The organism is Bradyrhizobium sp. OK095 (genome assembly GCF_900109945.1).
Classification (GTDB): domain Bacteria; phylum Pseudomonadota; class Alphaproteobacteria; order Rhizobiales; family Xanthobacteraceae; genus Bradyrhizobium.
The window spans coordinates 258,958-271,246 of the sequence record NZ_FOBX01000005.1 but is presented as its reverse complement, the minus strand read 5'-3'; the positions used below and the strand labels follow the sequence as shown (position 1 = coordinate 271,246).

The 12,289-nt window shown below is 64.5% G+C and carries 10 protein-coding genes; 7 read left to right on the top strand and 3 right to left on the bottom strand.

Annotation, left to right across the window (positions count from 1 at the left end):
* Positions 1-33: 33 nt before the first annotated feature.
* The gene (locus tag BMW89_RS15615; RefSeq protein ID WP_092027806.1) at positions 34-810 is read right to left on the bottom strand and encodes a uroporphyrinogen-III synthase; all 777 of its coding nucleotides are present in this window, start codon (positions 808-810) and stop codon (positions 34-36) included.
* A 163-nt stretch (positions 811-973) separates the two neighbouring features.
* On the opposite strand from BMW89_RS15615, the gene tsaD reads away from it, so the two are divergent.
* From tsaD to BMW89_RS15595, 4 genes are all read left to right on the top strand, one after another.
* Positions 974-2,047, top strand: a complete 1,074-nt coding sequence (gene tsaD, locus BMW89_RS15610) for a tRNA (adenosine(37)-N6)-threonylcarbamoyltransferase complex transferase subunit TsaD (RefSeq protein WP_092027804.1) — start codon at positions 974-976, stop codon at positions 2,045-2,047.
* A gap of 2 nt (positions 2,048-2,049) precedes the next feature.
* Positions 2,050-3,030, top strand: a complete 981-nt coding sequence (locus tag BMW89_RS15605) for an NAD(P)H-dependent glycerol-3-phosphate dehydrogenase (RefSeq protein ID WP_092027802.1) — start codon at positions 2,050-2,052, stop codon at positions 3,028-3,030.
* Between the two features lie 108 nt (positions 3,031-3,138).
* Complete coding sequence (locus tag BMW89_RS15600; protein WP_092027800.1) at positions 3,139-4,254, top strand: alpha/beta hydrolase; 1,116 nt, start codon at positions 3,139-3,141, stop codon at positions 4,252-4,254.
* A gap of 102 nt (positions 4,255-4,356) precedes the next feature.
* The gene (locus BMW89_RS15595) at positions 4,357-4,770 is read left to right on the top strand and encodes an EVE domain-containing protein (RefSeq protein WP_092027797.1); all 414 of its coding nucleotides are present in this window, start codon (positions 4,357-4,359) and stop codon (positions 4,768-4,770) included.
* Between the two features lie 104 nt (positions 4,771-4,874).
* Here BMW89_RS15595 and BMW89_RS15590 read toward each other — a convergent pair whose 3' ends face one another.
* Complete coding sequence (locus BMW89_RS15590) at positions 4,875-6,044, bottom strand: DNA topoisomerase IB (RefSeq protein ID WP_092027795.1); 1,170 nt, start codon at positions 6,042-6,044, stop codon at positions 4,875-4,877.
* Between the two features lie 410 nt (positions 6,045-6,454).
* On the opposite strand from BMW89_RS15590, the gene acs reads away from it, so the two are divergent.
* Positions 6,455-8,407 (top strand): acetate--CoA ligase, encoded by a 1,953-nt coding sequence (gene acs, locus BMW89_RS15585; protein ID WP_177196074.1) that lies wholly within the window; start codon positions 6,455-6,457, stop codon positions 8,405-8,407.
* A 425-nt stretch (positions 8,408-8,832) separates the two neighbouring features.
* A complete protein-coding gene (locus BMW89_RS15580; protein WP_092027793.1) occupies positions 8,833-9,348 on the top strand; it encodes a L,D-transpeptidase in 516 nt (171 codons plus the stop codon).
* Positions 9,349-9,397: 49 nt separating this feature from the next.
* On the opposite strand, the gene BMW89_RS15575 is transcribed toward BMW89_RS15580, so the two are convergent.
* The gene (locus BMW89_RS15575; RefSeq protein WP_092027791.1) at positions 9,398-9,988 is read right to left on the bottom strand and encodes a thermonuclease family protein; all 591 of its coding nucleotides are present in this window, start codon (positions 9,986-9,988) and stop codon (positions 9,398-9,400) included.
* A 244-nt stretch (positions 9,989-10,232) separates the two neighbouring features.
* On the opposite strand from BMW89_RS15575, the gene BMW89_RS15570 reads away from it, so the two are divergent.
* Complete coding sequence (locus BMW89_RS15570; protein ID WP_092027789.1) at positions 10,233-12,263, top strand: methyl-accepting chemotaxis protein; 2,031 nt, start codon at positions 10,233-10,235, stop codon at positions 12,261-12,263.
* Positions 12,264-12,289: the final 26 nt, after the last annotated feature.

Sequence of the window (12,289 nt, the reverse complement as noted above, 5' to 3'; positions counted from 1 at the left end):
TGGACCCGATTGCGTCGGATTCGGCCCGACCTCTTACGCCAAACGGGTGCGCAAAGCACGCTCCAAGGTGCCAAATAAGGCGTTTTCGTCCGGCGACGCGGCCACCAGAACCTGCGACGCCCCGGCATCGCGCAACACCGCCGCGACGGTCTCGGACAGGCAGCATTGCGGAATCGCCAGCGCCGAGATTTCGACACCTTCGTCCCGTGCCGCCTCCAGGAAGGCCCGCGCGCTGCGCCGGGAGTAATGCAGCACCGCCCTGATGCCATGCGCGGCAAAGCCGTCGCAGACGTCGCGCGGGAGAATCTTGACCGGGGCCATGCGATAGGTGGTCTGCGTGACCACGCTGAATCCTTCGGCTCCGAGCTCACCACCGAGATCGCGCGACAGATCAGCGCCGGCGAGGTAGAGCAACGTACCCTTCTTTTTCAGCACCTTCTCGCGCACACTTTGAATGACCTTGTCGCGCAAGGAAGCGGCATCGCCGCCGGCAATGATCACCTCGCCAAAGCCGGCATCGCGTGCGGCAGTCGCAGTGTGCTCGCCGACCGCAAACAGCGGCAGCTTGAGGAGGCCAAGGTCCTTTAAGCCAGGATCTTGTAAGCCAGGATCTTGCAACAACGGCGCGACGGCGCGGATCGCATTGGCCGACGTGACGATGATGGCGCTATAATTCGCCTCGCTCTCGTCGTGAAAAGCGACCGGCTCGAACTTGAGCACCGGCGCTAGCAACACCACATGCCCTCGTGCGCGCAGATTGTCCGCCGTCGCCTCGTTGTCGGGATGCGGCCGTGTGACAAGGATGGACATCGCTGGTGTTCCCGAACCGCGTGACGGTGACGCATTCGCGAGGGAAGGCTGCGCGTGACGATTGCGCAAGCCGACCCCGGAATGCTACCGCGTTACCAGAACTCTGCTTTGCGGATGAGCGCAAGGGGGGTGAGAAGGGCGCAAATTGGATAACAATTCGCCAATGCTGGTATTGGGCATCGAAACCACCTGCGACGAAACCGCCGCGGCCGTGATCGAGCGCGCGCCTGACGGCAGCGGCAAGATCCTGTCCAACATCGTGCGGTCCCAGATCGAGGAGCATGCCCGCTTCGGTGGCGTGGTGCCGGAGATCGCCGCCCGCGCGCATGTCGAAATGCTCGACGGCATCATCGACCGCGCCATGCACGAGGCCGGCATCGACTATGCCCAGCTCAACGGTGTCGCGGCGGCTGCGGGGCCAGGCCTGATCGGCGGCGTCATCGTCGGGCTCACCACCGCGAAGGCGATCGCGATGGTGCACGACACGCCACTGATCGCGGTGAACCATCTGGAGGCGCATGCGCTGACGCCGCGCCTCACCGACGGCATCGAATTTCCCTATTGCCTGTTTCTCGCTTCGGGCGGCCACACCCAGATCGTCGCGGTCACCGGCGTCGGCCAATATGTGCGGCTCGGCACCACCGTCGATGATGCCATCGGCGAAGCTTTCGACAAGGTCGCGAAGATGCTGGGCTTGCCCTATCCCGGCGGTCCGCAGGTCGAGCGCGCGGCAGCAAGCGGCGATGCCACGCGCTTTGCGCTGCCGCGGCCGATGCAGGGCCGCCCCGACGCCAATTTCTCCCTGTCGGGATTGAAGACAGCGGTCCGCACCGAGGCGAGCCGGCTGACTGAGATCACACCACAGGACATCAATGATCTCTGCGCGAGTTTCCAGGCCGCCGTGCTGGATTCCACGGCCGACCGGCTGAGGGTTGGCCTGCGGCTTTTCCGCGAGCGGTTCGGCGCACCGCATGCGCTGGTGGCCGCCGGCGGCGTCGCCGCCAATCAGGCGATCCGCCGCGCGCTGGACGACGTTGCCAAGCAGGCGCAGACGCAATTGATCATGCCGCCGTCTGCGCTCTGCACCGACAATGGTGCGATGATCGCCTGGGCCGGCGCCGAGCGCCTCGCTCTCGGCCTGACCGACACGATGGAAGCCCAGCCCCGTGCGCGCTGGCTGCTCGATGCAAATGCGACGGCGCCCGCGGGCTACGGCAAGACGCGGGCGGGATACTGACCATGACCGCGTTCCAATCCGTCGCGGTGATCGGCGCAGGCGCCTGGGGCACGGCGCTGGCGATGGTGGCGGCGCGGGCCGGACGGAACGTAACGCTGTGGGCACGCAACGCCGAGCATGCGGCGCGCATCGCTTCGACCCGCGACAATCCGCGGCTGCCCGGTGTAAGACTGGCGCCGGAGATTGTCGTTACGAGCGATCTGGCGCTCGCGGCGCGCGCGGACATGCTGCTGATCGCAACACCGGCGCAGCATCTGCGCGGTGCGGTCAACATGCTGGCCTCGCACATTGCAAATCCGACGCCGGTCGTCGCCTGCGCCAAGGGCATCGAGCACGGCACCCACAAATTCATGACCGACGTGATCGCGGAGGCCGCGCCCCATGCGCAGCCCGCGATCCTGTCGGGTCCGAGTTTTGCCGACGACGTTGCGCGCGGCCTGCCGACAGCGGTGACGCTGGCGGCAAAGGACGAGGCCTTAGCCAGCGCGCTCGTGCAGGCACTGGGCTCGGCGACCTTCCGACCGTATCACACGACGGACGTCCGCGGCGTCGAGATCGGCGGCGCGGCCAAGAACGTGCTGGCGATTGCCGCCGGCATCGTGGTCGGCCGCAACCTCGGCGCCTCCGCGCTCGCCGCACTGACCACGCGCGGCTTCAGCGAGCTGGCGCGGCTCGGCCGTGCCTACGGCGCGCGCACGGAAACGCTGTCGGGCCTTTCCGGCCTCGGCGACTTGCTGCTGAGCTGTTCGACCGCGCAATCGCGCAATTTCGCGCTCGGTCTTGCGCTCGGACGCGGGGAAGCCGCGCCGGCGGGCAAGCTTGCGGAAGGTGCGTTCACTGCGCCGGTGCTGGTCGAGCTCGCGGCGGCTGGGAATGTCGACATGCCGGTCTCGCAAGCGGTGGCCGCCATCCTGGACAACAGGCTGACGATCGATGCAGCGATCGAGGGGCTGCTGACGCGGCCGTTCAAGGCCGAGGAATAGCCGCGCCCCTCACGGCGGTACTTCACGAGCTTTGCTCGCTGGTCTAGCCTAGCGGCACACCGCAGGATCCCGGTCCAACAACAACGAAACGGATCCAGGGGAAAACGCATGCGCAAACCGCATCGCGCGATCGTTTCGATCGCCATCATCACACTTGCCGCCGTTATGCTACCCAACGCCGTCCGCGCCCAGGCCGCACTCTCCTATGACGAGCTCGCCAGGAACGAGGCGGCGGCCAATGCCGAGAACGGCAAGCGGGTCGCTCCCGTCAAGTCGATCATCAATCCTTCGAACGACGTCAGCTCCGACATGCAGGCCATGATCGGCGCGCCGTTTCCGCCGCATTTCAATGCTGACCCGAAAAGCCCGGCCGAATGGAAGGAGCTGATAGATCGCCGCGCAAAACTGTCAATCGCCGGCATTCCCGCGATGAAGGAGAAGCTCGGCGTCAAGGTCGAGGAGACGAAGATCGCCGGCGTGCATTGCTTCATCGTCACGCCGAACAAGATCCCGCCGGAGAATCGTCGGCGCCTTCTGCTCCATGTCCACGGTGGCGGCTATGTGTTCGGGCCCGGCGAAGCCGCACTGCCGGAAGCAATCATGATGGCCGGTTTCGGCGGCTTCAAGGTGATCTCGGTCGACTACCGCATGCCGCCAGATTTCCCCTATCCCGCCGCGATGGACGATGCGATGGCGGTCTGGAAGGAGGTCACCAAGGAGCACGATTCGCGCCGGATGGCGATCTTCGGCACGTCGACAGGTGGCGCGATGACGCTCGCAATGGTGCTGCGGGCGAGGGACGAGAAGCTGCCAAAGCCGGCGGCGATCGCGCCGGGCACACCGTGGTCCGATATCGACAAGCTCGGCGACACCTATGCCAGCAATGAGTGGGTCGACAATGTGCTGGTGACCTGGGATGGCTGGCTCGGCCGCGCCGCGAAACTATACGCCAACGGGACAGATCTGAAGACTCCCTACATCTCGCCAATCTATGGCGACTTCAAAGGCTTCCCGCCGACCATCCTGACCTCGGGCACGCGCGACCTGTTCCTCAGCAACACGGTCCGCACGCATCGCAAATTGCGCCGCGCCGGCGTGATCGCCGATCTCAATGTCTATGAAGGACAGTCTCACGCGCAGTACCAGTTCAACATCAACGTGCCGGAGACGAGGGAAGCTTTCACCGATATCGCAAAGTTCTTCGATCGATATCTGAAGGAGTGAGTGCCGCAATGGATATCGGCTGCCCGCGCTTGTCCCGGGCAGCCGCGCCGCTATAACATCGCGGCACGCGGGATGGCGTTTCCGAGATTGGGGCAAGTTGCGATGAACTACTGGCTGGTGAAATCCGAACCGTCGGTGTGGTCCTGGGACCAGCAGGTCGCGAAGGGCGCCAAGGGCGAAGCCTGGACCGGCGTCCGCAATTACACCGCGCGCATCAACCTCGTGAACATGAAGAAGGGCGACAAGGCGTTCTTCTATCATTCCAACGAGGGCAAGGAGATCGTCGGCATCGCGGAGATCATCAAGGAGGCCTACCTCGACCCGACCGACAAGACCGCAAAATTCGTCTGCGTCGACATCAAGGCCGACAAGCCCCTGAAAACGCCGGTGACGATGGCCGCGATCAAGGCCGACAAGAAGCTCGCCGACATGGCGCTGGTGAAATATTCGCGTCTGTCGGTGCAGCCGGTGACGGCCGAGGAATGGAAGCTCGTTTGCAAGATGGGCGGGGTTTAGGCGCTGCCGTAGCCGGATGGAGCGAAGCGCAATCCGGGAAAGTCTTCACGCCGCACGAACCCGGATTTCGCTTCGCTCCATCCGGGCTACGAGCATGAAGTTCGCTACACCGCCGCGGTCGCGACCACCTGCTGCAACAGCTGCTCGCGCCTCGCCTGCGAACGCTGGCCCTTCATGGTCGCCGCAAAACGTTCGAGGATGCCGTCCTCGAAGGCGGTGACGATGGTGTCGTGGACATAGCTCTTGCGGCAGATCGCCGGCGTATTGGAGAGCTGGTCGGCCGCGGCGCGGATCGCGTTCAGCACTTGCTTCTTGCGGCCACGCTGGCTGACCGCCGGCGTGATCCGTGACAAGGATTCCACGACGACGGCCGAGGCCATCAGCGTGCGGAAATCCTTCAGCGAAATCTTGATGCCGGCAATCTCGCGCAGGAAGGCATTCACCTGCGTGGTGCTGACCGCGCGCACGATGCCGTAGGCATCGCGATACTGGAACATCCGCTTGCCGGGAACGCCGTTCAAAATGCCGATGGCACGCACCAGCTTGGCCGCGTCGCATTCCTTGCGTACCGCCTTGCCGCCCTTGGCCTTGAAGGTCAGCACGAAGCTGTCGTCTTCGAGCGTGACGTTCGACTTCAGCATCGTGGTCGCGCCGCGGGTGCCGTTGAGGCGAGCGTAGGATTCATTGCCGGGACGGATCGCGGTCCGCGCGATTAGCTCGATCACGGCCGAGAGCGCGAATTCACGCGTCGGTTCGTCGCCCGACAGGAACGCCGACACCTTGCGCCGGATCTTTGGCAGCGCCCCGACGAGCTTTTCCAGGCGATGCGCCTTGCGATGCTCGCGGACCTTCTCCCAATCGGCGTGATAGCGATATTGCAGCCGGCCCGCGGCATCGCGACCGACCGCCTGGAGATGGGTGGTCGGATCGGCCGAGTAGCGCACCTCGCGATAGGCCGGCGGCACCGCCATGGCGTGCAGGCGGCGAATGGTGCGGGCGTCGCGGACATGGGCGCCGTTGGGACGGACGAAGGAATAGCCCTTGCCGCGCTTGATGCGCCGGATTTTCAGCTCGTTTTGGTCGCCGAGCCGCAGGCCCAGCTCCTTGGCGAGGGCCTCGACCGTCGCCGCGGGCGCCGTGTCGAAGATTTTTTTCGGGCTCGGACGGCTGGAACCGGCCGATTTCGGCCATTGTCCGAGGGCTTTGGCCAGCGCAATGGCAGCAGGATCGGCCGAAGCGGGCCGCATCGTCCCGAGATTCTGCTGATCCATCATAGTGTTAAGCCTTAGCCCTGCCTGTTACCGTTCAATGCCGCTGTTCTGATGTTTGTTCCAAGGGGTTCTTGGACGGTCTCTTGGGACCCGGGTTAGCCAATTAGGGTGTTCCGAACCGTATTGCGAGTCCCGAATCGGTGAGGAACGGTTCCTAAATACCTCCAAGGGCGCATGGGGCTCTGCGCCGGGCTATTCCCAAGATTTGGGTAAAGAGCCGAAAGCAGCCTTTCGGCCTGTTTCAGATTTGCGACAGCCGGCCCGTGCAGCTTGATTCTCCGCATGGCCGGCGGCTCGCCGAAGGTCCAGCTTGTGCACCTTGTCGGGTCCGGTTAGCCCGACGCATAATCGTTCAACGATCAAAGTCGGCTGGCCAATCGCTTATGCTCGGCTTGCCGTATGTGGAGGGAAACATGTCCGAGAAGATCTACGACGTCCCCGCGGAATGGACCAAGCGCGCCTGGATCGACCAGGCCAAGTACAAGGACATGTACGCGCGCTCGATCGCGGACCCGAACGCGTTCTGGGCGGAGCAGGCCAAGCGTATCGACTGGATGCACGCGCCGACCAAGATCGAGAACGTCTCCTTCGCGCCCGGCAACATCTCGATCAAATGGTTCGAGGACGGAATCCTCAACGTCGCCCATAATTGCATCGACCGGCATCTGCACAAGCGCGCCCACCAGACCGCGATCATCTGGGAAGGCGACGATCCCTCGCAGTCGAAGCACATCACCTATAAGGAGCTGCATGACGAGGTCTGTCGGATGGCCAACATCCTGCGGACCCGCAACGTCAAGAAGGGCGATCGCGTCACCATCTATCTGCCGATGATCCCGGAAGCGGCCTACGCGATGCTGGCCTGCGCGCGGATCGGCGCGGTCCATTCCGTCGTGTTCGCCGGCTTCTCGCCTGACAGCCTTGCCCAGCGCATCAACGACTGCCAGTCCAAGGTGATCATCACCGCCGATGAAGGCCTGCGCGGCGGCAAGAAGGTGCCGCTGAAGGCCAATGTCGACGCGGCGCTGGCCAAAGCCGACGGCGTCGACTGGGTCGTCGTGGTCAAGCGCACCGGCGGCACGGTCGACATGAATCCGACCCGCGACCTCTGGTATCACGAGGCGGCGGCGATGGTGACGACGGAGTGCCCGGCCGAGCACATGCACGCCGAAGATCCGCTGTTCATCCTCTATACGTCGGGCTCGACCGGCCAGCCCAAGGGCGTGCTGCACACCTCGGGCGGATACCTCGTGTTCGCCGCGATGACGCATCAATATGTCTTCGACTATCACGACGGTGACATCTACTGGTGCACCGCCGACGTCGGCTGGGTCACCGGTCACAGCTACATTCTCTACGGGCCGCTTGCGAACGGCGCGACCACGCTGATGTTCGAAGGCGTGCCGAATTACCCTGATAATTCGAGATTCTGGAATGTCATCGACAAGCACAAGGTCAACATCTTCTACACCGCGCCGACCGCGATCCGCGCACTGATGCAGTCGGGCGACGAGCCCGTGACGAAGACGTCGCGCGCCTCGCTCCGCCTGCTCGGCTCGGTCGGCGAACCCATCAATCCGGAAGCCTGGGAGTGGTATCACCGCGTCATCGGCGACGGCCGCTGCCCGATCGTCGACACCTGGTGGCAGACCGAGACCGGCGGCATTTTGATCACGCCGTTGCCGGGCGCGACAAAACTCAAGCCGGGCTCGGCAACGCAGCCGTTCTTCGGCGTGGTGCCCGAGATCGTCGACGCCGACGGCAAGGTGCTGGACGGCGAGACATCAGGCAATCTGTGCCTGACGCGGTCATGGCCGGGTCAGATGCGAACGGTCTATGGCGATCACGCCCGCTTCGAGCAGACCTACTTCTCCACCTACAAGGGCAAGTATTTTACGGGCGACGGCTGCCGCCGCGATGCCGACGGCTATTACTGGATCACCGGCCGCGTCGACGACGTCATCAACGTCTCCGGCCACCGCATGGGCACCGCGGAAGTCGAGAGCGCGCTGGTCGCGCACGAGAAGGTGTCGGAAGCCGCCGTGGTCGGCTTCCCGCACGACATCAAGGGCCAGGGCATCTACGCCTATGTCACCCTGATGGCCGGCATCCAGCCCTCCGAGGAATTGCGCAAGGAGCTCGTCACCTGGGTGCGCAAGGAGATCGGCCCGATCGCCTCGCCCGACCAGATCCAGTTCGCCCCAAGCCTGCCGAAAACCCGCTCCGGCAAAATCATGCGCCGCATCCTGCGCAAGATCGCCGAGGACGAGCCGGGCAGCCTGGGCGACACCTCGACCCTGGCCGATCCCGGCGTTGTCGATGACCTCGTCAGTAACCGGCAGTACCGAAAGCAGACGCCGGCGTAAGGCACGGCTTCGTGCCCCGGACGCAGCGCAGCGCTTCTTCAGCGGTGCGCTGCAGAGCCGGAGCCCATGCCTCCACGTGCAAAGAACTGGGTCCCGGCTCCGCGTCGCGTCATGACATGCCGCGCCGCGTGCTGGACACGAGATCGCGTCACGTGCTGCCGCTCCCCCCGAAACAACCCCCGTTCACATCCTCACGCTCTTGTCAGCGCGCGTAGCGGCACGGCTGTATCTTTCCCGCCGAGTGTTGTTTTCAGGTCATTTACTTTGTTTCGAACATTTCCTTTGTTCCCTCTGCTGGCTGACCCTCGGCGGCCGCGCGTGGAAACCATCCGGTTAACAAGCGCGGTTAAGAATGTCGGGGTGAGCGGGCAATTGCCGGTTTTGCGTGAATTTGGACGATCCGTTCGGGGCTGAGGGGAAAATTGATGTCGATGAAGATTGCATTGGCGCTGGCCGCCACCATCGGGGCAGGGGTCTTGATGTCGACGGCGGCGCAGGCGCGGCCGGAAATGGTGGGGTCGCATGTGGCCAATTATTCGCCGGGCACCATCGTGGTCAAAACCAGCGAACGCCGGCTCTATCTCATTCTCGATGACGGCCACGCGGTGCGCTATCCGGTCGGCGTCGGCAAGTCCGGCAAGCAGTGGGCCGGCACCACCCGCATCGACGGCAAATATCGCAACCCGGCCTGGTCACCGCCCGCCGAAGTGAAGCGCGACAAGCCGAGCATCCCCGACGTCATTCCCGGCGGCTCCCCGCACAACCCGATGGGCGTTGCGGCGATGACGCTGGCCGGCGGCGAATATGCCATCCACGGCACCAACGTGCCGGGCTCGGTCGGCGGCTTCGTCTCCTACGGTTGCATCCGCATGCTCAACGACGACATCACCGATCTCTACAGCCGCGTCTCCGTCGGCACGACGGTGGTCGTGGCGCGTTGAGCAAAGAGATCAGGACAGCGAAAGCCGCGTCATTTGACGCGGCTTTTTGTTACCAGAAGCGCCAGCCGCGCGTGCACCAGCCGTCGCGATGACCGCCATTGTAGCTGCGCGCGTAACCACCCGCGAGCAGCGCGGCCGAGACGTTGGCGGTACGTTTGGTCGCGACATCGGCAAGAACGCGCCCATATTTTTCCGTGCCGAGATTGCTGATCGTGACGCCACCCTCGCGGAGCAGCCCGCGTAGCGCCTCGGTGGCCGCCTCAGCCTTATCCAGCTCTTCCCGGCACGACGCCTTCATCTCGGGCGCATCGATGCCGCGCAGGCGAACGCGCGCGACGAGATCGCGGCCATCGCGTTGGTGCACGCGCGCAAGGAAGGTGTCGCCGTCGATGGTGCGGATGACGTCGATCGATTGGCGGCTGTCGGGATTTCCGGACTGCTGAAGGATGATCTCCGCGTCCTGCGACCGGCTGTCGACTCCGTGCGGGATTGGCCAGTTCGCTCCGTGCCGGAAGGTGAGCACGACCGCCACGACAACGCCGACCACGAACATCCATGGCAGCAGCCCAGAGAAGCGGCGGCCGAACAGCGAGCCGCCGAACTGCGGCCGAGAGGCATTGGGGCGATCCTGGAAAAGCATCAGCTCACGCTAGGGCTGAGTCGGGGAAACCGGCAAGGCACGATCGGGAACCCGGCCGGATGGGTCATCACTCGGTCGCGGCGACCACCGGGATCGTCTATCCGGCGGAAATCGCACCTATGTGCTGCACGCTGTTCCAAACACTCTCCAATCGATACCTCCTGTAGTTGTACGGAGTTTAATATTCACGCGCTATTTAGTAATAGGGCGGAGTACTCGGTTTGCGTGTGGGGGAGCGGTAAGCATGCCATCGTTCAGGTTTCGCATCGGTACAAAGCTCGGACTGACCGCGAGTGCGGGCGTCCTTCTGGTCGGCGGCATGCTCGGCAACCAGCTAGTCAGAAACGAGCAGATCGCGGACCTGAGCCGACTGGTGGTCATCAACACCGCCAACAAGGCCAATGCCCAGGGCGCCGAGCTCGCAGTGACCCGCGCACGCCTTGCCATCGCGGAAATCGGATCTGCATCCTCCGCCGAGAGCCTCGCCAAACATCTCGACGTGCTGCGCGGCTCCATCGCCAGTGCCACGACCGAAATGGACGCCGCATTGGAGCGGTCCAAGCGCGCCGAAGCCAAAGAGCTCTGTCGCGAGGTGAAGACCCTGCTCGACGCCTCTCTGAAGGCCGGCAGCGATCTTGGTCAGGCTCGTGGCACCGCCGTCGCCGAATTCGCCGCGGCAAACCAGATCGAGGAGGCCTGGAACAAGGCCCTCGAGAAACTGCTGGCGTCGCCCGCAATCGCTGCGTCACAGAACCAGCTCAACATCGAGGTCGCGTTGCGCGAAGCCGACGCGTCCTTCAAGGCGGCCAGCGCCGCCGATTGGCATTTCACGGCAACGGGCGACGTCGAGCAAAAAGATCGTGTCTCCGGACGCGCCGACGCCATGATCCGCGTCCTGAAACAGGTCCGTCAGTCCGCCGGTGACAAGGAGATCGCAGACGGTATAGACACGCTTGCCGCACTCGCCGGACGCTATAAGGTTGCAACTGGCGCAGCCGTGAAGGCGGAGGAAGCCAAGAGGCGCATTCTCGACGAGCGGGTGCTTCCGGCAGCCAGGGAAATCAGCACGCGGATCGACAAGCTGGTCTCCGCCAACAATGAATACACGGCTCTGCGGCAGAGCCAGCTCATGTCCGCGCTGGAGCAGGCAACCCAGGTCAGCCTGGCCGTCGGTGTCCTCGTGATCCTGGTTCTGGCCGGCTCGGCCCTGTTCTCGGTGCTGAGCATCGCGCGGCCGATCCGGCGCATCGGCGACGTGCTGCTGCAGCTCGCCGGCGGCAACAAGGCCGTCGAGATTCCCTACACCGCCCGCGGCGACGAGGTCGGCGACAACGCCCGTGCGGCCCGCACCTTCAGGGACAATCTGATCCGCATCGAGCAGATGGAGGCCGAGCAGAAGGATCAGGAGGCCGCGGCCGCCGCACGGCGCAAGCAGGAGATGGTCCGGCTGGCGGGTGCGTTCGAGGATTCGGTCGGCGGCATCATCAACTCGGTGTCATCGGCCTCCCAGCAGCTCGAAGCCGCCGCCGGCACGCTGTCGGGGACTGCTGAAGAGACCGAGCAACTCTCCGGAATGGTCGCCGCGGCTTCCGAGGAAGCCTCCGCCAATGTCGGAGCCGTTGCGTCCGCCGCCGAGGAGATGAGCGCATCAGTCGTCGAGATCGGCCGCCAGGTCCACGATTCCAGCCGCATCGCCGGCGAGGCGGTGAGGCAGGCCGAACGCACCGACGCGCGCATCAACGAATTGCTCAAGGCCGCGGGCCGGATCGGCGACGTCGTCAAGTTGATCACGGCGATTGCAGAGCAGACCAATCTGCTGGCTCTGAATGCCACCATTGAAGCAGCACGCGCCGGCGAATCCGGCCGCGGGTTTGCGGTGGTTGCCAGCGAGGTCAAGGCGCTGGCGGCTCAGACCGCGAAAGCGACCGACGAAATCAGCGCGCAGATCGCCGGCATGCAGACGGCGACGGAAGACTCCGTCGGCGCCATCAAGGAGATCGGCGCAACCATCTCCAGGATTTCGGACATCTCCACCACGATTGCGGCCACCATCGAGGAGCAGGGTGCCGCGACCGCCGAGATCGCACGCAACGTCAGTGAAGCCGCCAAGGGTACAGTCGAAGTCGCAGACAAGATCGCCCAGGTCAGTCATGGCGCCAGCGCCACCGGCTCGGCTTCGACGCAGGTGCTGGCATCCGCGCGCTCACTCTCGACCGAGAGTGGCCGCCTCAAGAGTGAGGTCGCGAAATTCCTCGATACGGTGCGGGCCGCCTGACGCCCCGCGCCTCGTGCGGCCGACCT

What these genes read in the sequence shown, in the direction of transcription:
- BMW89_RS15615 (WP_092027806.1), bottom strand. Translation starts at nt 810, where the DNA reads ATGTCCATCCTTGTCACACGGCCGCATCCCGACAACGAGGCGACGGCG.
- tsaD (WP_092027804.1), top strand. Translation starts at nt 974, where the DNA reads ATGCTGGTATTGGGCATCGAAACCACCTGCGACGAAACCGCCGCGGCC.
- BMW89_RS15605 (WP_092027802.1), top strand. Translation starts at nt 2,050, where the DNA reads ATGACCGCGTTCCAATCCGTCGCGGTGATCGGCGCAGGCGCCTGGGGC.
- BMW89_RS15600 (WP_092027800.1), top strand. Translation starts at nt 3,139, where the DNA reads ATGCGCAAACCGCATCGCGCGATCGTTTCGATCGCCATCATCACACTT.
- BMW89_RS15595 (WP_092027797.1), top strand. Translation starts at nt 4,357, where the DNA reads ATGAACTACTGGCTGGTGAAATCCGAACCGTCGGTGTGGTCCTGGGAC.
- BMW89_RS15590 (WP_092027795.1), bottom strand. Translation starts at nt 6,044, where the DNA reads ATGATGGATCAGCAGAATCTCGGGACGATGCGGCCCGCTTCGGCCGAT.
- acs (WP_177196074.1), top strand. Translation starts at nt 6,455, where the DNA reads ATGTCCGAGAAGATCTACGACGTCCCCGCGGAATGGACCAAGCGCGCC.
- BMW89_RS15580 (WP_092027793.1), top strand. Translation starts at nt 8,833, where the DNA reads ATGTCGATGAAGATTGCATTGGCGCTGGCCGCCACCATCGGGGCAGGG.
- BMW89_RS15575 (WP_092027791.1), bottom strand. Translation starts at nt 9,988, where the DNA reads ATGCTTTTCCAGGATCGCCCCAATGCCTCTCGGCCGCAGTTCGGCGGC.
- BMW89_RS15570 (WP_092027789.1), top strand. Translation starts at nt 10,233, where the DNA reads ATGCCATCGTTCAGGTTTCGCATCGGTACAAAGCTCGGACTGACCGCG.